The organism is Micromonospora sp. IBSANI012 (assembly GCF_052814045.1).
Genome location: NZ_CP199933.1, coordinates 6,145,225 through 6,164,596 on the forward strand (window position 1 = coordinate 6,145,225; position 19,372 = coordinate 6,164,596).

Below are 19,372 nucleotides of genomic sequence, written 5' to 3' on the forward strand. Positions count from 1 at the left end.
ACGGTACGGCCCGGTTCCTGAGCGTTGACTGGGATCCTCCGTACGTCCGTCCGGTTCGTCCGATCGACGAGCGGGGTCCATCGACCGCGCGCCGTCCAGACCATTACCGGCGGGACGACTTCGGATCACGTGAATTCCGATCTTCAATCCGAAATCGACTCGGATCAGACCATGACGGCTTCCCCCGCGGCACTTTCCGTGGCGATTGGTGAACGGCATGTGACATCGCTCGTAGTGACGCAAAAATGACTGAACAACCACGGCATGAGCCAGGGCCGGGTCGGTTAGTTTTCCGGTCCGGTGCACGGGACTCCATCGGCGACCCCCGACACCCGGATCGATCCCCCGCCGTCGCCGGAGGAGACAGACCCATGACCGTCCCCGCGCAGCGGGTCCGTCGACGGCCCTCCGGCCGCGTGCTGCCGCTGCTGCTCGTCGTGGCGATGCTGGCGCCGGTGGCCTTCCTCTTCGCGCAGCACCACCGGCTCACCGGCGACGACCGGGACCTGGCGGTCCGGGAACGGCTCGGCGTCGAGTACCTGCGCGCGCTCGGCCCGGTGACCGAGGCGCTGGTGGACGCCCAGTCCGCCGCGGTGGCCGGCCGTCCCGCCGCCCGCGAGGCGCTGGACCGGGCCGTTCGGGACGCCGCCGGGGTCGACGTGCGCATCGGCGACGAGCTGCGCAGCCACGAGCGGTGGGCCGGCCTGCGCGCCAAGCTGGAGGCGCTGCCGGAGCGGCCGCTCACCGACCCGGAGGCCGCCTTCGTCGCGTACGGGGAGGTCACCGACCTGCTGCTGGCGCTGCACCGCAAGGTGCGGGAGAGCTCCGGTCTGGTCCGCGACCCCCGGCAGGACTCCTTCTTCCTCCAGGACAGCATCGGCCTGGACCTGCCGACCGCGATGGTCGCCGCCGGCCGGCTCGCCGACCTGAGCGCGCTCGGCGCCGCCCGGCCGGCCGCCGAACGCCCCCGCACCCAGGGCGAACTGGCCGAACTGCGGGTCGGCGCGCTCGCCTCCGCCACCGACCTGGTCGCCGACCTGCGCGAGGCGGTGGACAGCTCGGAGAGCACCGACCTCGGCGCCAACGTGCTCACCCCGCTGGACACCTACCAGCGTGCCGTCGAGGCGCTCGCCGCCTTCTCCGGGCCGAGCGCCGGGTCGAAGACCGGGCTCGCCGACCCCGGCCAGGTCGCCGCCGCCCGGCTCAACGCACAGTCTGCCGCCCGGCAGCTCCAGCCGGTCATCCTCGACCAGCTCGACGCGCTGCTGAGGGAGCGGATCGACTCGTACGACCGGGACCGCCGGCTGGCCGCCGGGGCCGCCGCCACGGCGGTGCTGCTCGTGCTGGTCCTCGCCGGCGTGCTGATCGCCGCGTACCGGCGGGCGCGGCGGCACGCCGCCGAGGCCCGGCGCGCGGGCGACAGCGACACCGGCACCGTGCCCGAGCCGCAGCGCTGGGCGCCAGTGGAGCGGGGCATCCGCCCGGAGGACCACCGGCTGCTCCAGCCGGCCGGCTCGGGCCGCGACGGCGGATCCGAACGCTGGGGGCCCTTCGATGCTGCTCGGTAGGCTCCGGATCCGGGGAAAGCTCGCCCTGCTGGTCTTCATCCCGCTGCTCAGCACGGTCGGGCTGGCCGTACCGGTGGTGCTCGACCGGGTCGCCGCCGCCCAGCGGGCCGGCGAGACCGCCGACACCGTACGGCTCGCCAGCCGGATCGGCAGCCTGGTCCAGGACCTCCAGCAGGAACGCGTCATGTCGGTGGGGCTGCTGCTCGGCCGGGTGCAGCGCAGCGAGCTGATCCAGAAGGCGGCCACGGTGGACGACCGGGTCGCCGACCTGCGTGCCGAGTACGCCGACCGGCTCTCCGCCGAGACCACGGCCGCCCTGGACGGGGTGCACGAACTCGCCGAGCTGCGCACCCTGGTGCTCACCCGGGCCGCCACCCCGACCCAGGTCATGGAGGCGTACGGGCCGATCAACATGGCCCTGATCGATTCGTTGAAGCTGCCGTCGAAGGTGGACACCACCATCCCCGCCGGGCGGCAGGTGCTGGCGCTGGACGCGCTGCTGCGGGCCGACGAGGGGCTGGGTGCCTGCGCCACCCTGATCGTGCTGGTCAAGGCGACCAGCAACCCCCGGGTGTCCGCCTCCTACATCGCCTGCATGGCCGCGCTCCAGGTGGACAACCTGCGGTTCCGCAGCCTGATCACCCCGGAGCAGTACCAGCTCGCGCTGCTGGACGACGCGGCGGTGGCCGCCCGGACCAGCCCGACCTTCCTCGTCGACAGCGTCCAGGACCCGATCGCGGCGATCCGGGACGTCCCGCTGGACGCGCTCTTCCCGTCGGTCCGCTCGATGATCACCCTCGGCCAGTTCGTGGAGAAGAAGGTCGTCGCCGACGTCATCGCCCAGACCACCGCCGACAAGCGCTGGGCGCTCACCACGGCCTGGCTGGTGGCCGGGGCGGCCGGCCTGGTCCTGCTGACCGTGGTGCTGCTCAGCGTCGCGGTGGCCCGTACGGTCGCCCGGCCGCTGACCCGACTCACCCGCTCCGCCGACCGGGTGGCCCGGGTCGCCGAGGCCGAGCTGGTGCGGGTCGCCGACGACGAGTCCGACATCGGCCCCCCGGTACGCCTCGACCCGGTCGACGTCCGGGCCCGGGACGAGATCGGCGACCTGGCCCGCGCCTTCGAGCGGGTGCAGAGCACCGCCGCCCGGCTGGTCGAGCGCCAGGTGGCCGGCCGGCGCAACGTGGCGCAGATGTTCGGCCACGTGGGACGGCGTACCCAGAACCTGGTCGGCCGGCAGATCGCGCTGATCGACCGGCTGGAGCGGCAGGAGACCGACCCGGGCCGGCTGGCGCACCTGTACCGGCTGGACCACATCTCCAGCCGGCTGCGCCGCAACGCGGGCAGCCTGGTGGTGCTCTCCGGCGCGACCGGCAGCGACGGGCACGTCGCCCCGGTGCCGCTGGCCGACGTGGTACGGCTGGCGCTGGGCGAGATCGAGGACTACACCCGGGTCGACGTGCAGATGCCGGCCGAGGTCTCCGCCGCGCCCGCTGTCGCCGGCGACCTGGTGCTGGCGCTGGCCGAGCTGATGGAGAACGCCGCCGTCTTTTCCCCGCCGCACACCCGGGTGGTGGTGTCCGGCGAGCTGACCGAGATCGGCGCCCGGATCTGCGTGGTGGACCGGGGCATCGGCATGACCGAGGACCGGCTGGCCGAGGAGAACGCCCGGCTGACCCGCCGGGAGCGGCTGGACCTGGCCCCCACCGAGGTGCTCGGCCTCTTCGTGGTGGGCCGGCTGGCCCGCCGGCACGGCTGGACGGTGCGCCTCGCCCCCACCGCCGGTGGCGGGGTCACCGCCCGGCTGGACGTCCCGCACCCGCTGCTGGTGGTACGGCCGGCCGACCCGGCCGGCGCGACCGTGGCGCGGGCCGCCGTACCGACTCGGGACCGGCGGTCGCCGGTCGCCGCGATCGACCCGGCCCGGCCCGGCCGCGCGCTCACCGCGGCGCCGGCCGACAGCCCGACCGCCACCTTCGATCCCGCCCTGCTGAGCCGGGCCACCCGCAGCATGGCGGCCGGCGAACCCTGGGACGCGTTCGGCGCCGGGGCGGCACCGACCGGGGGCACCGCGTTCCTGGAGATCCGGCAGCCCGACCCGGACGCCGCGGAGGCCCCGGCCACCCCCGGCTGGCTGCCGCGACGGCGCCGGCCAGATGAGGTCGCCGGCCAGCCCGCGCCGACCGGTCCGGACGTGCCGGTCGCCGGCCGGCCGCCGGCCCCCGCGCCGCGGTCGGTGGAGCTGTCGCTCGCGCCGTCGCTCTTCGCGCCGTCGGCCGACCCACCGTGGGCGGAGGCGCCGCCCGCCCCGGCGGCGCCCGCGCCGTCGCTCTTCGCGCCGGCCCGCCCGCCGTCCTGGCCACCGCCCGGTGGGTCCGGGACGCCGACGGTCCGGCAGCGGGTGCCGGGGGCGACCCTGCCACCAGCCGAGCCGGCGGTCGGCCCGGTGGACGCCACCGGCGCGGACCCGGACGCCGCCCGGACGCTGGTCGAACAGTTCCAGTCCGGAGTACGCCAGGCCGAGCAGTCCGGCTGGGCCGACCTCGGCGCCACCCCGGGCCGGCCACGGCTGAGCCGACGGGTGCCCGGGGCCAACCTGGCGCTCACCCCGCCGCAGCAGGCCCCGGTGAGCCAGCCGCCGCAGGACCCGACCGAGGTCCGGGAGCTGATCACGGAGTTCGAGGCGGGCGTCGCCCGTGCTCTGCGTGAAGTCAACACCGACCACCGCCACGACGAAGAGGGATCATCACGGTGACCAGCCCCTTCCTGCACGACAACGTCGACCACCCGACCCACGCCGGGCCCGACCTCAGCCCGGAGGCGCGCACCTTCAACTGGCTGCTGGACTCGTTCACGTCGAGCACGGCCGGGGTCCTGGAAGCGATCGCCGTTTCCTCGGACGGGCTGCTGATGGCCATGTCGGCCATCAAGGACCGGTCCAACGCCGAGCGGCTCGCCGCCGTCGTCTCCGGCATGACGAGCCTGGCCGGCGGCGCGGCGAGCTGGTACGCCCTCGGCGGCCTGAACCGGGTGATCGTGGACATGGCCGACGGCTACCTGCTGATCAGCGCGATCAGCAGCGGCTCGGTGCTCGGCGTCGTCGCCGACCGGTCGGCCAACCTGGGCACCGTGGCGTACGAGATGACCCTCTTCGCCGGGCGGGCCGGCGGCGCCCTCAGCCCGACACTCATCGCCGAGCTGAAGAACGCCGTTCAGCAATGACCCCGCAGGCCGCCGGCGAGGAACCGGAACCGGACCCGATGGTCCGGATCCGTCCCTACCTGCGGACGCCGGCGCCGACCGGCGGGGGCGTACCGGCGACGAGGCCGGCGCCCGGGCCCGATCAGCAGGCCGAGCGGCCGACCGGCCCGCGCCCGTTCGTGCTCACCGCCGGGCGGGTCACCGGCACCGACCCGGCGATCGGTCTGGACACCCAGGTGACCGCGCGACCGGGGGGCGGCCCGTGGACGGCCACGCCGGCGGCCCGGCTCGCCCCGGAATTGCAGGCGATCATCGCGCTCTGCGGTGAACCGATCTCGGTCGCCGAGATCTCCGCCCGGATGCGGCTGCACTTCGGCGTGACCTGCGTCCTGGTCGGCGACCTGCGGACCGCCGGTCACCTCGACGTGCACGTCGGGGACGTCGACGATGCCCTCGACCCCGACATCATCCTGCGAGTGATTGATGGACTCCGTGCGATCTCCTGAATGGCCGGTCGCCCCGCTGGGCGGGGTCTCCTCGAACAGCGCCGCCACCCGCTACGGCAGCCCGGCGGGCGGTGGGCAGGCCGTACCGCCCGCGCCGCCCGCGGCCCCGCCGCCGCCGTACCGCCCGCCGGCCGCCGCGGGCGGGGCGACCCGGACCACGCCGGGTGGCCGGCCGCCGATCCCGGTGAAGATCCTGATCGCCGGGGGCTTCGGCGTCGGCAAGACCACCACGGTCGGCGCCATCTCCGAGATCGCCCCGCTGACCACCGAGGCGTCGATGACCAGCGCGGGCGTCGGCGTGGACGATCCGGGCGTACGGAGCGCGAAGACCACCACCACGGTGGCGATGGACTTCGGCTGCGTCACCATCGACCGCAGCCTCAAGCTCTACCTGTTCGGCACGCCCGGGCAGGCCCGGTTCGGGTTCATGTGGGAGGACCTGGCCCGGGGCGCGCTCGGCGCGCTGGTGGTGGTGGACAGCGCCCGGCTGGACGACTGCTACCCGGCCATCGACTTCTTCGAGCGGGCCGGGCTGCCGTTCGTCGTCGGGGTGAACGCCTTCGACGGACGGCTGGCGCACGACCTGGGGGCGATCCGGTGGGCGCTGGCGATCGGCGACCACGTGCCGCTGGTGCGGTTCGACGCCCGGGACCGGCTCTCGGTGCGGGACGCGCTGCTGGTCGTCCTGGACCGCGCGCTGGACCGGGCCACCCGGGAGAGGGGGACGTGAACCGTTCGCCGGTACAACCCGTTCATCAGGAGAAGGGGGACGTGATGAGAGGTGGTCTGGACGAGACGCTGGCCCGACTGGCCCGCCGGGAGGAGGCGCTGCGGCGCCGGGCGGGCGAGCCGGGCGAGGAGGCCGGGGAGTCGACCGTCGCCTTCGAGGCGACCGGCCAACCCGGGCGGTCGGACGGCCCGGGGTGGGACGGGGCCGGCCGGTCGGCGGTGGCGCGGGCCGGGGTGGGACGGTCGGCCGCCGACGGGCGCGACCCGGTGGAGGAGGTCGCCGAGGCGGTCCGCCGGGTGGTGGCCGAGCACCCCGGGTTGTCGGTCGTCGTGCGGGTGGAGCACGAGGGCCGGACGTACCCGCTGCGGGTCGACTGGGCGGACACGGCGGTGACGGTCGCCGCGGAGAACACGACCACGCCCCCGCCACCCTGGTCGAGGCCGGTCAACACCGGGCCGGTGTGGTCGGCGGGCCGGGACGGGACGGGCGCCGACCCGGCGGCCCGGCTGGCCGAGATGATCCGCCGGGACCCGTCGCTGCTCGCCGACGACCGGTGACCGTGACGGCCGGGCGGGCCGTGTCGGGGGCCGCTACTGTCGGGCGATGGCCGAACCGGACCTGACCCTCACGGCGAGCCTGCGGCCTGCCGCGCTGGACGCCCGACGGGGCATCGTGCGGCTGCACCCGGAGTTGCTGACCGCGCTGGCGCTGCGCCCCGGCGACCCGGTGCGGCTGGTCGGCCGGCGGGTGACCGCCGGCATCGTGGCGCCCGCCGAGCCGACCGCGAGCGCCGCCCTGCTCTACGCCGACGATCTGGTACTGGGCAACCTCGGGCTGCGCGACGGTGGCCGGGTGACGATCGGGCCGGCGCCGGTGGTCCCCGCCCGCCGGGTGACGCTGAGCGGCCCGGTGGCGGTGGTGGCCGCGGTGTCGCCGGAGATGCTGCGGCTCGCGCTGCTGGGCAAGATGGTCACCCCCGGCGACGACGTCTCCCTGCTGCCGCAGGACGTGCTCCCGGACGCGTCGGTGCGCAGCCTGGTCGAGGCCGCGCGGCGCAGCCTCGCCAACACCGTCGGGTACGCCTGGACCAGCACCCTGCTCACCGTCGTGGACGCCGAGCCGGACGCGGGCGCGCTGGTCACCATGGACACCGTGGTCGGCTGGGAGCACGGCCCGGCCACCCACGGCTCGCCGGGACCGGCCCGCCCCACCACCACCCGCCTCGCGCCCGGCTCGGCGCCGGGCGGCCACCCCATCACAAGCGCGGGCCGGAACGGCATCGTCCAGGACCCGACCGGGACGCTCCGGTACCGGAGCGGCGCCGGGCTGGACGGCGCCGGGCTGGACGGCCCCAGCCTCGACGGCGCCGGGCTGGACGGCACCGGGACGGTCGCGGCGGACGAGGCGCCGCACGTGGACGAGCTGCCCGGGCTGCGTACCCAGGCCGAGGAGCTGACCGAGCTGCTCGACCTCGGCTTCCACCACCGCGAGGTGCTGGGCCGGCTCGGCACCACCGTCTCGCTCGGCGTGCTGCTCAGCGGCCCGGCCGGCTCGGGCAAGTCGGCGCTGGTCCGGGCGGTCGCCGCCGCCGTCGGCGCACGGGTGCGCCCGCTCTGGGCGCCCGAGCTGGCCGCGCTGAGCAACGACGCGGCGGCCCGCCGGCTCCGCGAGGCCGCCACCGAGGTACGCGCCGACGGACCGGCCGTCCTCCTGGTCACCGACGTGGAGGCGCTGGCCCCGGCCGAGGAGCCCGGTCCACTGGCCACCGTGTTCCGCCAGGCGATCGCCGAGACCGTCCGCGCCGGGGCGGCGGTGGTCTGCACCACCTCCCGCCCCGAGGCGGTCGACCCGGCGCTGCGCGCCCCGGACCTGCTCTCCCTGCGGATCACCGTGCCGCTGCCCGATCCCGCGCTGCGCCGCGAGCAGCTCACCGTGCTGACCCGGCAGGTGCCACTGGCCGAGGACGTCCGACTGGACGAGGTCGCCGGTCGTACCCCAGGGTTCGTCGCCGCCGACCTGGCCGCGCTGGTCCGCGAGGCCGGCGTGCGCGCGGCCCTGCGGCAGAAGGCCGTCGAGCGGCCGACGGTGGCGATGGCCGATTTCACGGCGGCGCTGGAGGTGGTCCGGCCGACCACGATGGCCGCGTCCACCCTGGAGCTGGCCTCGGTCACCCTGGACGACGTCGGCGACCTGGTCGAGGTGAAGCAGACCCTCACCGAGTCGGTGCTCTGGCCGTTGACCTATCCGGACACCTTCGCCCGGCTGGGCGTACAGCCGCCCCGGGGCGTGCTGCTCTACGGGCCGCCCGGATGCGGCAAGACCTACCTGGTGACCGCGCTGGCCGGGTCGGGCCGGGCGAACGTGCTGTCGGTGAAGGGCGCGGAGCTGCTCTCCAAGTGGGTCGGCGAGAGCGAACGGGCCGTCCGGGAGCTGTTCCGCCGGGCCCGCGAGGCCGCGCCCACGCTGGTCTTCCTCGACGAGGTGGACGCGCTGGCCCCGGTGCGCGGCCAGGCCAGCGACGGGGGTACGACCGACCGGGTGGTCGCCGCGCTGCTCACCGAGCTGGACGGGGTGGAGGCGCTGCGCAACGTGGTGGTGGTCGCCGCGACCAACCGGCCGGACCTGGTCGACCCCGCACTGCTGCGCCCCGGCCGGCTGGAACGGCTGGTCTACGTGCCGCCACCGGACGGTCCCGCCCGGGCGGAGATCCTGCGCGCCGCTTCCCGGACCGTGCCGCTCGCGCCGGACGTCGACCTCGCCGCGCTCGGCGGGGAGCTGGACGGCTTCTCGGCGGCGGACTGCGCCGCGCTGGTCCGGGAGGCCGCGCTGGCCGCGATGCGCGAGTCGCTGGCCGCGTCCACGGTCACCGCCGCGCACGTCGCCACCGCCCGGCGGCGGGTACGCCCCTCACTCGACCCGGCGCAGGTGGCCTGGCTGGCCGCGTACGCGGACAAGCAGGCGGCACGCTGACGGCCGCGCCGGTCATACCGCTGGCGCTGGCCGCGCCCGACGAGCAGTGGCCGCGCGAATCCCTTCTCGGCTGAGCGCACGGCTCGGCTGCGGACCACACTGCTCACGAGCGTGATACCTCAGAGGTATCAAGATGACTCTGAGGTATCACGCTCACAGTGGTGTCCGCCGTCGGGCGCTGCCACGGCGGGTCCTGGTGACCGCCGCGCCCCTCAGTCGGTGGGCAGCAGCGGGCCCAGCGGGCCGAGGTCGAGGTTGAGGTCCTCGGGGGCGAGGCCGAAGTACTCGCGCAGCTCGGTCATCTGCGCCTCCAGCGCCATCAGCGTGGCGCCCACCCGTTCGATCTGCTCCTCGGTGAGGTCGCCGAGGTCCACCCGGCGCAGCGCCTGCCGTTCCATCAGCTGCCGCAGCAGCTCGATCACGGTGAGCACGAGGCTGGCCAGCCCCCGCTCGACGGACTCCCCGTCGACGGCGAGCCGCCGGTCCAGCGGCGTTACCCGGGGTGCCTGCCAGGCGGCCGTCTCGCCGAGGGCCGCGGCCAGGTCGGCGGCCTCGTCCCGGCGCGGCCCCGGCCCGGTCACCCGACCTCCCCGGGCAGCACCACGACACCGGACGACCCGATCGGATCGGGCAGCTCGGGCGGGGTGAGCGCGCCGACCGACGCGACCAGTGCGCGCAGCGAGATGCGAACCAGGTCGATGTCGGCGATGGCCAGGGTGATGTCGCCGGAGATCACCACACCGGTGGCGAGCACCCGGTCGAGCAGGTCGACCAGCGCCACCGGGCGGTAGGCCAACGGGTCGTCGGCACTGCTCGGGGCGAGCGAGGTGGTCACCACGCCGACTCCCGGACGGTGTGCGCGGGCTCCTCCGGACCGTCCGCCACGAAGGAGTACGGCGGCCACGGGCCGGTCAGCTCCAGCCGGATCTCCGGGTGCCGGTCGGCGAGTTCCCGGACCAGCGCGGCGAAGCCCTCCACCCCGGCGGTCTCCACCAGGTACGCGCCGTTGAGCACCATGGCGGTCGGCGCGCCGGAGAGCCGCCGGTCCTGGGGGGCGTGCCGGCGCGCGGCGGCGGCGTACCCGGCGAGGGCGGCGTGCACCGCCGCGGCGGCCTCCCCGGCGATCCGCTGCCCCTCGTCGCGGGCGGTCAGCTCGGCCCGACGCCGCCGCAGGTACGCCGCGCCCGCCCCGCCCCCGCCGTCGCTCGCCTCGCAGCGGGGCAGGGCGCCCGGCACCACGTACCCCTTGACGCCCCACTCGCCACGGCCGGTCAGCCGGTCCAACGCTGCGGTCAGCTCGGCCTGCCGCTCGGCGAGCATGGCGGCGACCCGGGTGTCGTCGTGGTGCACGGTGGCCAGCCGGGCCGGCACCACCGCACCGGCCCGGCTGAGCGCGTCCACCACCGCGTGGTGCGCCCGCGCCGCGCGCTCCAGCCAGGCCAGGTCCTCCAGGTTGCGGCGCAGCGCCTCCTCGCCGTACTCGGTCAGCGGCGCGGCGCTGACCACCGCCGCCAGGCCGGCGGCCCGGACGGCCCGCACCGGCCCACCGTCCATGCCGGGGACCGCGGCCAGGGCGGCCGGGTCCGGGTCGCGGACCACACCGTGCAGCCAGGCGCCGACGGTGACCATCGGATCAAGTGCCGTGTTCATTCCACCCCTCCCGTGCGGCCGCCCGCCCGGCCACCCGGGGCCGGCGTTCCGCCTCCACCTGCTCCGGGTCGCGCGGCCCCGGCTCGACCGGCGGGCGGGCCCTCGAGCTGAGCCACGGATCGTGCTCCCACCAGTCGATGCCGATCTGCCGCGCAGTGTCCACCGAGGCGATGACCAGCCGCAGCTTCAACGTCAGCAGCTCGATGTCGAGCAGGCTGACCCGGATGTCGCCGGCGATCACGATGCCCCGGTCGAGCACCCGTTCCAGGATGTCGCCGAGGTTCGCCGGCTCGTGCCCGGCGCCCATCACCTGGCCGGTGTTCTGCACCACCGATGGTGGCCGCGGTCTGGTCATCTCAACCCCCGTCGCCCTTCCCCCGCTGGTAGCGGCGTGTCCGCCGGTAGCCCAGCAGGGCACCCGCCATGTCGAGTTCGACCTCGTAGAGGCCGAGCAGGTCGGTGGAGGCCGGAATGCGGTGGTCCTCCACCACCTCCACCCCGACCAGCCAGCCGTCGTCGGTGGGCTGGAGCGAGGTGATGCCGAGCGGATCCTTGCCGGTCAGGCCGACGATCTGGCGCAGCCCTTCGCGGGCCGCCTCGGCGGCCGAGACCGGCTCGTAGTCCTCGTCGTCGTACCGGTCATCGGGCCGGTTCGCTGGCTCCTGCCGGCGCTCGCGGTCGCCGTCTCCCCGGACGCGTCCTGGGGCCATCCCGCTCACCTCCCTCGCCGTCGTTCGGGGTCGTCCCGTCGGTCCACCCGCCGCGCCTGGCCCGCCGCCCGGCGCCGCGCGGCGGGCCGCCGGGACGGGCGGGCCGGCGCGGCGCCGGAAGCGGTGCCCGCCCCGGCACCGCCGGCGCCGGTCAGCCGGTCCAGGACCCGCTGCTGCCCCCGGTCCCGTTCCTCCGGGGTGATGTCGCCGGCTTCCGCCGCCCGGTCCAGTTCCTCCAGCTCGCGCCGGATGTTGGCCGGGTCGTACTGCCGCGCCTCCGCCTCCCGGGCGATCACCCTGACCACGGAGGTGAGCCCCCGCACCGGGGCGTACGGCAGGGTCAGCAGCGTCCAGAGGATGTCCACCGGTCACTCCACCAGCTGGTGCGCGCTGACGAAGTCGTACGGGGCGAGCGGCCCGAGCAGCCGCATCCGGATCAGGTCCCGACGCTGCTCGGCGAACTCCTCCAGCACCCGGACGAACTCCTCCTCGTCGTCGGCGTCGACCAGGAAGGCGACGTTCATCGCGTCCAGCTCGCTGCTCGGCGGGCGCGGCGCGTGCGCCACCGCGTACGGGGTGAGCGTGTCGATCAGCGCCCGATTCTCCGCCTCCCGGCGCAGCTCCACCCCCTGGCTGATCATCTCGCCGAGCCGGATCCGCTGTTCCCGACTCGCCGCCTCCGGCCGGCCGCGCACCTGGTCGGCGAGCGCGGCGGCGGACCTGTTCTCGGCGAGGAAGTCGCTGATCATTTCCTCCTCGTCGAAGCGACCGTGCACGGTGTACTGCAGCCGGTCCTCGAACTCGTCGAGGGCGGCGGCGAACCGGTCGTGGTGGGCCTCCAGCAGATCCTCGACCGCGTCCGGCCCGGTCACCACCGTGCCGAACCGGACCGGCAGGACCGGCGCGACGGTCGCCGTCCCGTCCAGCAGCGTCTGGTACGCGGTCAGGTCGGCCGGGCGGCCCATCGGCTCCTCCAACCCGACCTCGCTGACCAGCGCGGCCAGTTCGCCGTGCCGGACCGCGGTCACCTCGCCCGGCGGGTTGCCGACCCCTTCCGCGTCCGGGGTCGGCTCCACGTCGGACGGCACGATGCCGTAGATGAACAGCCCGGTCTCGCCGGCCGGCTGAGCCCGCTCGTCGCTCATCTCACCGCTCCTCGTCCCGGCGTCGGCGTGGCCGCTCCCGCTCCCGGTCCCGGCCGCGGTCGCTCAGCGATTCCGCCACCGCGCCGCTGATCTCCTGGGCCGCCTTGCCCAGGCCGGAGATGGCCTTGCCCTTGGTCGCCGCCCCGGCGGCGTCCCCCACCAGGTCGGGCAGCCCCTTCGTGCCCTTGGGGGTGATGCTCAGCCGGTCGACCGCCTCGGCGAACCGCAGGTACGTGTCGACGCTGGCGATCACGATCCGGGCGTTGATCTCCAACAGCTGGATCCCGACCACGGCGACCGACACCTGGGCGTCGATCACCACGCCCTTGTCCAGCACCGTCTCCACGACGTCGGCGAGGGTGCCCCCGGCGCCACCGCCTCCGCCGCGTTCCAGGGCGCCCTGGCCTCCGCTAGTCGTCGCGATGCTCACTGGTCACGCTCCTCACGCCGGCGGCGGACCACCGGCCGTCGTGGTGCCTCCGGGGCCCGACGGGCGGCCGGGCGGGGGCGCTGCGGCTCCTCGCGCGGCTCCCGTTCCGGGCGCTCCGGGCGCTCGGGGCGCGGCTGGGGGCGGCGGGCCCGCTCCGGCTGGCGCCGGCGCGGCGGAGGCTGCTCCTCCTCGGACTCCTCCTCGTACCCCTCTTCGTAGTCCTCGCCCTCCTCGTACGCCTCGTACTCCTCCTCCTCGGGGGGACGACGGCGCTCCGGCGGTCGACGGCGGCCGCGCTCGGCGGGCCGGCGCTCCTCGCGCTCCTCCTCCGGCTGCTCCTCGGCCTCCTCGGCCTCTTCGGCCCGGCCCCGCTGCTCCTGCTCCTCGCGGGCTTCCTGCTCCTCGCGGGCTTCCTGCTCCTCGCGCAGCGCGGTCTCGTGGTCCTTGACCACCTGAGAGTCCTCGATCTCGCCCCGCCAGCCCTCGACGGAGTCCGGGTCGAGCACCGTGTTGGTCATCACGTGCCGGACGAAGTGCTTCAGCTCCAGCCGCACCCGTCGGCCCTGGGCGCGCCAGAGATTGCCGGTGTGCTCGAAGAGCCCCTGCGGGTGGTACTCCAGGACCACCAGGATGCGGGTCAGGTCGGGGGTCAGCTCGTGGAAGCTGACGGTGCCGTCCACCGAACCCTTCTCACCCTTGGACCGCCAGTGGATGAGCCGGTCCGGGATCTGCCGGACCGTGGTCGACTCCCAGCTCCGGTGCGACCAGAAGACCTGCGCCTTCCAGGTCATCTTCTCGTCGGAGTCTTTCTCGGCCTGTTCGACCTTCTTCATGAAGCTCGGGAAGTCGCCGAACTGGGTCCACTGGTTGTACGCGACCCGGACCGGCACGCCGACCTCGATCGTCTCGACGATGTTGGTGACCTTGAGCTTCTTGCCGCCGCCCTTGCCACCCTTGCCGCCGCCACCACCGAACGCCGACATCAACTTCTCCTTACCGCCGGCCAGGCCGGCATGGAACATGGCCTTCATCGGGGAGTGGCCCTCGGCGAGCTTCTGCGCCCCGGTGGCAGCCGCGATCAGGCCAGGTCCGCCGCCGGACTTCGCGTACTCGCTGAGGCGTCCGGTGGCGCCGGTGAGCCGCTCGGTGACCACCGAGACCGCCCGCTCGCCGATCGCGGACGCCAGGTCCCTGAGGTCGGCGCCGAGCTGGTCCTTCGCCCGGGCAGCCAAGCCGCCGCCGGGGTTGAGGTTCTCCGTCATGCTGACCGCCCCCGCTTCGCCGCCGGGCGCCCGCCCCGGTCGTCGCCGTCCGGCTCAGGCTGCTCGTCCAGCTCCTGCTCCTCGTCCGGCGCGGACCGCTCGGCCTCGTCGCCGTCCCCGCCGGATCTGCGACGCAGGGCGTCGGCCCTGCCGCGCAGCTTGTCGCTGATGGCGTCGATGCCGCTGCCGGCGGCGGCGGTCGCGGCGGCCTTGCCGGCCGAGGCGAGCGGGCTGCCCAGCTTGCCGAGGCCCGCCAGGTGGGGGGTCGAGGTCAACAGGTCAGTGCCGCGCTTGAGCAGCTGGGGGTCACGGCTGGCCCGCCCGGCGGCGACAGCCGCAGCCAGGGTGAGGGCGGTACGCAGTTTCTTCCGCCGGCCGAGGACGTATCCGAGGCCGACCGCGAGGCCGACCCGCATTCCGCTCTTCATCGGTTCTCCTTCACTCCCCGGTGGTCGGGACGACCCGATTCCACCGAGGGCCGGAAACCAGCACCGGGGAAATGCGCACGGCGGTCCTGCGTCGGGACGTCCCGTTGTTACGGACCCGGCCGGCAGTACCCGCCCGCCCCTACGCAAAACATTTTCGGGAATTCCCGCTCCCATTACGGGGAGGAGCGGGAAGGAGTCGTCCAGGCGGCAACCAAGGCCGCAAAGCGGACACTCAGAACGCGTCGACCAGGAAGGACGCGAGATGGATCAAACCGCGCGAAGAATTGTCAGAATGTCGGCGGAGTGGCGTCGAGGCAGATATCGGCGTGGACCTTGTCACCATTTTCGAGCAGTTTCGCGCCGCATTTCTTCAGCACCTGGACGGCCCCGATGTTGTCCCGGGTGGTGTCCGCGACCACGGCGTGCATGCCGGCCGCGGCGGCCTCGTTGAGCAACTCGCGGAGGGCGCCGACGCCGAGGCCCTGGCCGCGCGCCGAACGCCCGAGCCACATCCCGGTCTCCACCACGCCCGGCTCCTCGCAGCGGCTCATCCGCACCATGCCGACCACCTCGCCACCGGCGACGATCGCGTACATGCGGGTGCGGGTGGGACCGTCGAGCCCGGCGAAGCTGGCCCGGTGGAACTCCCGGAACGCCTCCCGACGGGCCAGCGACCAGCCGACGGGCGCCTCGACCGGGGGCATCACGTCACCCGGCTCCGCCTCGGCCACCGCTACGGAGAGCAACGGCTCCAGGTTCCGCTCGTCCAGTGGCTCCAGTCGTACCGCACCCGTCACAGTGCCGCAGTCTGCCGGTACCGCCGCCGGTCGTCCAGCCCTTCGGGCCGCGAATGGCCCTCCGGTCGGAGGTACCGGCCGGTCGTCCCATCGGGGTGTTCCGCGTCACGCTCCGCTGTCGGCAGCCCGTCGGGCGCGGGCCGGGCCCGGGCCGGGGCGGGCCGGGGGCGGGCCGGGGGCGGGCCCGGGCCGGGTCAGGCTGAGTACGGGAACTCGCAGAGCACCGCCGAGGCGTCGTCGGCGCGCTTGTGCCGGCGTAGTCGCTCGGGGTGGTCGCGCTCCGCGGCGCGCACCTGGTCGATGAGCGCGCCGGGCCCCTGCGTGGTCACCAGGTCGAGCAGTCCGGCCCAGTCGAACAGGCCGAACTGCTCCACGGCACTGGAGGCGCCGTCGGAGAGCAGCACCGCCCGGCGGACCGCGTCCGGCCCGCGCAGCGGCAGGGTTCCGGTGACCGCGTGGTACGCGGCGTCCGGATCCGTCGCGGCCACCCAGTAACCGTGGGTGCGGTTCATCCGCTCCCGCTGCACCTGCACCGCCTGCCGGAACCGGGTTTCCGCGTCGACCTCCCCGGCCGGCAGTCCCGCCACGATCCGGCGCAGGTCGGCCAGCGCGTCGTCCAGCCGGTCGTCGGAGATCACCTCGACCCGGCCGCCGAGGTCGAAGACCAGCGGGCTGTCGCAGAGCACCAGGTAGTCGACCTCTTCGCCGCCCTCCCGGAGCAGGCAGACCGTCGACGACGGGGTGCCCGGATGGTCCAGGTCGCAGGCGTCCCCGTGGTCGGCGCGGACCGCCAGCAGCGCCGCGGCGAGGCTGCTCACCAGGGTCGCCGCCGGGCGGGCGGCGACGGCCAGCCCGATCCGGGCGGCCAGGTGGCGGACGAACCACGCGGGCCCGTGCACGCACCCGGTGTCAAAGCCCTCCGGCACGGTCGCCCCGTCGAGGACGCCCACCAGCGGACCGAACCGGAACACCGTGTCCTCGTTCTCCAGGCGGCCGGGCGCCGCCACCGAGGCGGACCGTACCCGCATCGCGTACGCCTCGCCGACGGTCCGCACCGTGTGCCCCGCCGGGTGCCGCGCCTCCGGTCCCACCATCAGCCCGCTCCCCTCGCCGTCGTCCCGAGAGCCCGGCTACCCGGCCCGGCCCACGCCATGCCCGTCCCCGGCGCCGCCGGGAATCGGACGAAGCCGCCGGCATGCGCCGGTCACCGACGGTAGCGTCAGCGCCCGGCGCGACGTGGCCCCGGGGCAAACAGCTCACCCGGTGGGCACCGACCTTCCCGGCCACCGGCGACGGCCCGCGCACGGACGGGAAGTGATCAGCGCCGGCGGTTGCGGGCCCGCGAGGAGCGCAGCCGGCGCAGCCGCCCGACCAGCACCGGCTCGGCGGCGAGCGCGGCGGGCCGGTCCAGCAGGGCGTTGAGCAGTTGGTAGTAGCGGGTGGCGGAGAGGCCGAAGGTGTCCCGGATGGCCTGTTCCTTGGCCCCGGCGTGCTTCCACCACTGCTGTTCGAAGGCGAGAATCCGCTGCTCCCGCTCGGTGAGGGTGTCCGCCGTGCCCGGTCCGCGCTGCGCGGGCACCGATTCGGCCGACGCCCCCTCGACCTCCGGCGCGTCGTCCGCCATGGCGGCGAGGACGGCCGTGGCGTCGACGGGCTCCGGGGCGTCCTCGACCGGCGGCGCGCTGCGCGGCGGGGGGACGACGGCCGCGGGCCGCTGGTCGGTGACGGCCTGCCCGGACGGCTCCGGCCGGTCGCTGGCGGCCGCGGACGCGTCGGCGGGCATGGTCGCTCCTCACACAGCGCGGACGGCCGGCAACTCCGACGCCGACCGGGGGGACCCCAGCGTAACCAGGGCCGCTGTCCGACGCACCCGACGCGCGCCGGGCCCCGCGCGGTGGCGCGGGACCCGGCCGGCGGTCAGGAGATGTCGCGCCGCCGCATCGTCCAGAGGGCCGCGCCGAGCAGCAGGACCAACCCGCCGATCAGCAGGGTGGACGAGTGCTGCCAGGTGATGTCGAGGGTCTCCGGCTTGCACTCCCCCGAGAACGAGACGTTGTTGCAGGAGTCCCAGTCCTCCAGGGTCACCTTCTTCTGCATCCAGGCCAGCGCGTAGGTGGGCAGCAGCCACGCCTCCACGAACGTCACGTTCGCCATGCTGAGCAGGATGCCGACGCCGAACTGGCCCACCACGGCGAGCGCGATCGCGCCACCGAGCGCCATCGCGGTGTGCCGGCCCAGCGAGGCCAGCGCGAAGCCGATCGTCGCGGCGGTCAGCACCAGCAGCAACCCGCGCAGCCCGGTGAGCGCGAAGGACTGCCACGCCCCGGACGTCGTCTTCGCGGTGGTGCCGCGGAAGGTGCCGACCAGCCAGAACCCGACGGTCCAGACCACCGCCGAGGTCAGGACCAGGGTGAGCAGGCCGGTCAGCAGCGCCGCCAGCTTGGTCAGCAGTACGGTGAGCCGCTTCGGCCGCCAGAGCAGCAGGTTCATCATTCCGCCGGTGCTCCACTCGGCCCCGACGAAGGAGGCGCCGACGACGAACCCGACCAGCGCCAGGATCGCGGTGAAGGGCACCAGCGTGTCGTCGAAGGCCTTGCGGAAGTCGAAGGTGGACGGCAGGAACCACTGCGCCTCGAACGCGTCGCGCGGCGGCGGGCTGATCATCTCGCAGTCCGGCGGGAACCGGCCCTCGGTGTTGGGCGTGCCGGCCGTCTGGGCCCGCACGCAGGCCGCCTTCTCCTGCTCGGCCCAGCGGACCTGCTCCTGGTACTGCTGCTCGGCCTGGCGCTCGGCGCGGGCCCGCTCGGCGGGGCCGATCTTGTGGTTGGTCAGGAAGACGCCGGCGAGGACCGCCAGCAGCACCAGCACCCCGGCCAGGGTCATCCAGCGGGTGAAGCGCCGCTTGGTCAGCCGGCGCAGCTCCGTACGGTAGAGACTCATGCTCCCCAACCTCCTCCGGCGGCGCCGGCCTGCTCCGACCCACCGACCTTCGTGGACTGGTCGACCTGGCGGTGCTGACCGGGTACCGGCGCGGTCGCGGTCAGCTCCAGGAAGACGCTCTCCAGGTCCACCGCGACCGGGGCCAGTTCGCTGACGTACAGGTGCTGCTCGGCGAGGAGCCGGCTGACCGAGGCGGGCTTGTCCACGCCGGCCAGCATCAGGTGGTCGGGGTGCCGGGTCACCGACACGCCGGAGCGGTCCAGCAGGTCGGCGGCGGCGGCGAGGTCCTCGGCCGCCTCCAGCCGGACCCGGACCCCGCCGTGCGAGTGCGCGGCGAGCACCTGGTCGACCGGGCCGAAGGCGACCCGCCGGCCCAGCGAGATGATGGTGACCGAGTCGCAGATGAGCTGGATCTCGCCGAGGATGTGGCTGGAGAGCACCACGGTCATCCCGGATTCGGCGAGGGTGCGCATCAGGGTCCGCATCTCCCGGATGCCGCCGGGGTCGAGGCCGTTGGCCGGCTCGTCGAGGATCAGCAGCTTCGGGTTCTTGAGCAGGGCCGAGGCGACCGCGAGCCGCTGCTTCATGCCGAGCGAGTACGTCCTGACCCGCTCACCGGCCCGGTCGCGCAGGCCGACCAGCTCCAGCACCTCGTCGACCCGGCTGACCGGCACCTCGCCGGCGCCGGCGAGCAGCGACAGGGTGTCGCGCGCGGTGAAGTGCGGGAAGAACTGCGGGCTCTCGACGATCGCACCGACCTGACCGGCCACGGTCGGCAGCGCCGCGGGCACCTCGTGCCCGAGGATGGTCATCCGGCCGCCGTCGGGCCGGATGAGGCCGAGCAAGGTCCGCAGGGTGGTGGTCTTGCCCGACCCGTTGGGGCCGAGGAAGCCGTGCACCTGGCCCGCCTCGACCCGCATGTCGAAGCCGTCCAGCGCGTTGCGGGTGCCCCGCCGGCGGCTCTTGTACGTCTTACGTAGACCTTCGATCTCCAGGACAGCCGACAAGCTGCGCCTCCCCCGATGGTGGCTTATG

At 74.8% G+C, this 19,372-nt stretch carries 22 protein-coding genes; 7 read left to right on the forward strand and 15 right to left on the reverse strand.

All coding sequences use genetic code 11. From position 1 onward, the window contains the following. Positions 1 to 371 precede the first annotated feature (371 nt). The 7 genes from ACTWM8_RS28460 to ACTWM8_RS28490 are packed head-to-tail and all read left to right on the forward strand — an operon-like array spanning position 372 to position 8,975. On the forward strand, positions 372 to 1,568 hold the full coding sequence (locus ACTWM8_RS28460; RefSeq protein ID WP_446211621.1) for a hypothetical protein: 1,197 nt from the start codon (positions 372 to 374) through the stop codon (positions 1,566 to 1,568). Beyond that, positions 1,555 to 4,323: a nitrate- and nitrite sensing domain-containing protein gene (locus ACTWM8_RS28465; RefSeq protein ID WP_446211622.1), complete on the forward strand. Its 2,769-nt coding sequence runs from the start codon at positions 1,555 to 1,557 to the stop codon at positions 4,321 to 4,323. The genes ACTWM8_RS28460 and ACTWM8_RS28465 overlap by 14 nt, the downstream gene beginning before the upstream one ends. After that, the gene (locus ACTWM8_RS28470; protein ID WP_154941519.1) at positions 4,320 to 4,790 is read left to right on the forward strand and encodes a roadblock/LC7 domain-containing protein; all 471 of its coding nucleotides are present in this window, start codon (positions 4,320 to 4,322) and stop codon (positions 4,788 to 4,790) included. Before ACTWM8_RS28465 ends, ACTWM8_RS28470 begins: the two co-directional genes overlap by 4 nt. Beyond that, the gene (locus ACTWM8_RS28475; protein WP_446211623.1) at positions 4,787 to 5,275 is read left to right on the forward strand and encodes a DUF742 domain-containing protein; all 489 of its coding nucleotides are present in this window, start codon (positions 4,787 to 4,789) and stop codon (positions 5,273 to 5,275) included. The genes ACTWM8_RS28470 and ACTWM8_RS28475 overlap by 4 nt, the downstream gene beginning before the upstream one ends. Continuing rightward, positions 5,253 to 6,005, forward strand: a complete 753-nt coding sequence (locus tag ACTWM8_RS28480; protein ID WP_446211624.1) for a GTP-binding protein — start codon at positions 5,253 to 5,255, stop codon at positions 6,003 to 6,005. Before ACTWM8_RS28475 ends, ACTWM8_RS28480 begins: the two co-directional genes overlap by 23 nt. Positions 6,006 to 6,049: 44 nt before the next feature. After that, positions 6,050 to 6,562, forward strand: coding sequence for a hypothetical protein (locus ACTWM8_RS28485; RefSeq protein ID WP_446211625.1), 513 nt, complete (start codon positions 6,050 to 6,052; stop codon positions 6,560 to 6,562). A gap of 46 nt (positions 6,563 to 6,608) precedes the next feature. Beyond that, positions 6,609 to 8,975 (forward strand): AAA family ATPase, encoded by a 2,367-nt coding sequence (locus tag ACTWM8_RS28490; RefSeq protein WP_446211626.1) that lies wholly within the window; start codon positions 6,609 to 6,611, stop codon positions 8,973 to 8,975. 212 nt (positions 8,976 to 9,187) lie between these two features. Here ACTWM8_RS28490 and ACTWM8_RS28495 read toward each other — a convergent pair whose 3' ends face one another. The 15 genes from ACTWM8_RS28495 to ACTWM8_RS28565 form a co-directional block, all read right to left on the reverse strand. Further along, complete coding sequence (locus ACTWM8_RS28495; protein ID WP_446211627.1) at positions 9,188 to 9,556, reverse strand: gas vesicle protein K; 369 nt, start codon at positions 9,554 to 9,556, stop codon at positions 9,188 to 9,190. Next, on the reverse strand, positions 9,553 to 9,813 hold the full coding sequence (locus ACTWM8_RS28500; protein WP_446211628.1) for a gas vesicle protein: 261 nt from the start codon (positions 9,811 to 9,813) through the stop codon (positions 9,553 to 9,555). Before ACTWM8_RS28500 ends, ACTWM8_RS28495 begins: the two co-directional genes overlap by 4 nt. Continuing rightward, on the reverse strand, positions 9,807 to 10,625 hold the full coding sequence (locus tag ACTWM8_RS28505; protein ID WP_446211629.1) for a GvpL/GvpF family gas vesicle protein: 819 nt from the start codon (positions 10,623 to 10,625) through the stop codon (positions 9,807 to 9,809). The genes ACTWM8_RS28500 and ACTWM8_RS28505 overlap by 7 nt, the downstream gene beginning before the upstream one ends. After that, positions 10,609 to 10,980 (reverse strand): gas vesicle protein, encoded by a 372-nt coding sequence (locus tag ACTWM8_RS28510; RefSeq protein WP_446211630.1) that lies wholly within the window; start codon positions 10,978 to 10,980, stop codon positions 10,609 to 10,611. The genes ACTWM8_RS28505 and ACTWM8_RS28510 overlap by 17 nt, the downstream gene beginning before the upstream one ends. 1 nt (position 10,981) lies before the next feature. Next, positions 10,982 to 11,335: a gas vesicle protein GvpO gene (locus tag ACTWM8_RS28515; RefSeq protein ID WP_446211631.1), complete on the reverse strand. Its 354-nt coding sequence runs from the start codon at positions 11,333 to 11,335 to the stop codon at positions 10,982 to 10,984. 5 nt (positions 11,336 to 11,340) lie between these two features. Next, a complete protein-coding gene (locus tag ACTWM8_RS28520) occupies positions 11,341 to 11,700 on the reverse strand; it encodes a gas vesicle protein GvpG (protein ID WP_446211632.1) in 360 nt (119 codons plus the stop codon). Positions 11,701 to 11,703: 3 nt separating this feature from the next. Then, positions 11,704 to 12,480 (reverse strand): GvpL/GvpF family gas vesicle protein, encoded by a 777-nt coding sequence (locus ACTWM8_RS28525; RefSeq protein WP_446211633.1) that lies wholly within the window; start codon positions 12,478 to 12,480, stop codon positions 11,704 to 11,706. 1 nt (position 12,481) lies between these two features. Then, complete coding sequence (gvpJ, locus tag ACTWM8_RS28530) at positions 12,482 to 12,910, reverse strand: gas vesicle protein GvpJ (protein ID WP_446211634.1); 429 nt, start codon at positions 12,908 to 12,910, stop codon at positions 12,482 to 12,484. Then, positions 12,907 to 14,172 carry an SRPBCC family protein gene (locus ACTWM8_RS28535; RefSeq protein WP_446211635.1) on the reverse strand — a complete coding sequence of 422 codons (1,266 nt, stop codon included), beginning with the start codon at positions 14,170 to 14,172 and terminating at the stop codon, positions 12,907 to 12,909. Before ACTWM8_RS28535 ends, gvpJ begins: the two co-directional genes overlap by 4 nt. After that, a complete protein-coding gene (locus tag ACTWM8_RS28540; protein WP_446211636.1) occupies positions 14,169 to 14,600 on the reverse strand; it encodes a hypothetical protein in 432 nt (143 codons plus the stop codon). The genes ACTWM8_RS28535 and ACTWM8_RS28540 overlap by 4 nt, the downstream gene beginning before the upstream one ends. A 287-nt stretch (positions 14,601 to 14,887) precedes the next feature. After that, entirely contained in the window at positions 14,888 to 15,397 is a 510-nt protein-coding gene (locus ACTWM8_RS28545) for a GNAT family N-acetyltransferase (RefSeq protein ID WP_446211637.1), read from the reverse strand. A 194-nt stretch (positions 15,398 to 15,591) separates the two neighbouring features. Further along, a complete protein-coding gene (locus tag ACTWM8_RS28550; RefSeq protein WP_446211638.1) occupies positions 15,592 to 16,491 on the reverse strand; it encodes a hypothetical protein in 900 nt (299 codons plus the stop codon). A 224-nt stretch (positions 16,492 to 16,715) separates the two neighbouring features. Beyond that, on the reverse strand, positions 16,716 to 17,180 hold the full coding sequence (locus tag ACTWM8_RS28555) for a DUF3263 domain-containing protein (RefSeq protein ID WP_446211639.1): 465 nt from the start codon (positions 17,178 to 17,180) through the stop codon (positions 16,716 to 16,718). 134 nt (positions 17,181 to 17,314) lie between these two features. Next, positions 17,315 to 18,337 (reverse strand): ABC transporter permease subunit, encoded by a 1,023-nt coding sequence (locus tag ACTWM8_RS28560; protein ID WP_446211640.1) that lies wholly within the window; start codon positions 18,335 to 18,337, stop codon positions 17,315 to 17,317. Beyond that, positions 18,334 to 19,257 (reverse strand): ATP-binding cassette domain-containing protein, encoded by a 924-nt coding sequence (locus tag ACTWM8_RS28565; RefSeq protein ID WP_446214706.1) that lies wholly within the window; start codon positions 19,255 to 19,257, stop codon positions 18,334 to 18,336. Before ACTWM8_RS28565 ends, ACTWM8_RS28560 begins: the two co-directional genes overlap by 4 nt. Positions 19,258 to 19,372: the final 115 nt, after the last annotated feature.

Coding starts and splice junctions, on each gene's coding strand:
- ACTWM8_RS28485 (WP_446211625.1), top strand. CDS start 6,050: ATGAGAGGTGGTCTGGACGAGACGCTGGCCCGACTGGCCCGCCGGGAG.
- ACTWM8_RS28560 (WP_446211640.1), bottom strand. CDS start 18,337: ATGAGTCTCTACCGTACGGAGCTGCGCCGGCTGACCAAGCGGCGCTTC.
- ACTWM8_RS28525 (WP_446211633.1), bottom strand. CDS start 12,480: ATGAGCGACGAGCGGGCTCAGCCGGCCGGCGAGACCGGGCTGTTCATC.
- ACTWM8_RS28535 (WP_446211635.1), bottom strand. CDS start 14,172: ATGACGGAGAACCTCAACCCCGGCGGCGGCTTGGCTGCCCGGGCGAAG.
- ACTWM8_RS28540 (WP_446211636.1), bottom strand. CDS start 14,600: ATGAAGAGCGGAATGCGGGTCGGCCTCGCGGTCGGCCTCGGATACGTC.
- ACTWM8_RS28465 (WP_446211622.1), top strand. CDS start 1,555: ATGCTGCTCGGTAGGCTCCGGATCCGGGGAAAGCTCGCCCTGCTGGTC.
- ACTWM8_RS28460 (WP_446211621.1), top strand. CDS start 372: ATGACCGTCCCCGCGCAGCGGGTCCGTCGACGGCCCTCCGGCCGCGTG.
- ACTWM8_RS28555 (WP_446211639.1), bottom strand. CDS start 17,180: ATGCCCGCCGACGCGTCCGCGGCCGCCAGCGACCGGCCGGAGCCGTCC.
- ACTWM8_RS28490 (WP_446211626.1), top strand. CDS start 6,609: ATGGCCGAACCGGACCTGACCCTCACGGCGAGCCTGCGGCCTGCCGCG.
- ACTWM8_RS28475 (WP_446211623.1), top strand. CDS start 4,787: ATGACCCCGCAGGCCGCCGGCGAGGAACCGGAACCGGACCCGATGGTC.
- ACTWM8_RS28510 (WP_446211630.1), bottom strand. CDS start 10,980: ATGACCAGACCGCGGCCACCATCGGTGGTGCAGAACACCGGCCAGGTG.
- ACTWM8_RS28505 (WP_446211629.1), bottom strand. CDS start 10,625: ATGAACACGGCACTTGATCCGATGGTCACCGTCGGCGCCTGGCTGCAC.
- ACTWM8_RS28480 (WP_446211624.1), top strand. CDS start 5,253: ATGGACTCCGTGCGATCTCCTGAATGGCCGGTCGCCCCGCTGGGCGGG.
- ACTWM8_RS28565 (WP_446214706.1), bottom strand. CDS start 19,257: ATGCGGGTCGAGGCGGGCCAGGTGCACGGCTTCCTCGGCCCCAACGGG.
- ACTWM8_RS28515 (WP_446211631.1), bottom strand. CDS start 11,335: ATGGCCCCAGGACGCGTCCGGGGAGACGGCGACCGCGAGCGCCGGCAG.
- ACTWM8_RS28550 (WP_446211638.1), bottom strand. CDS start 16,491: ATGGTGGGACCGGAGGCGCGGCACCCGGCGGGGCACACGGTGCGGACC.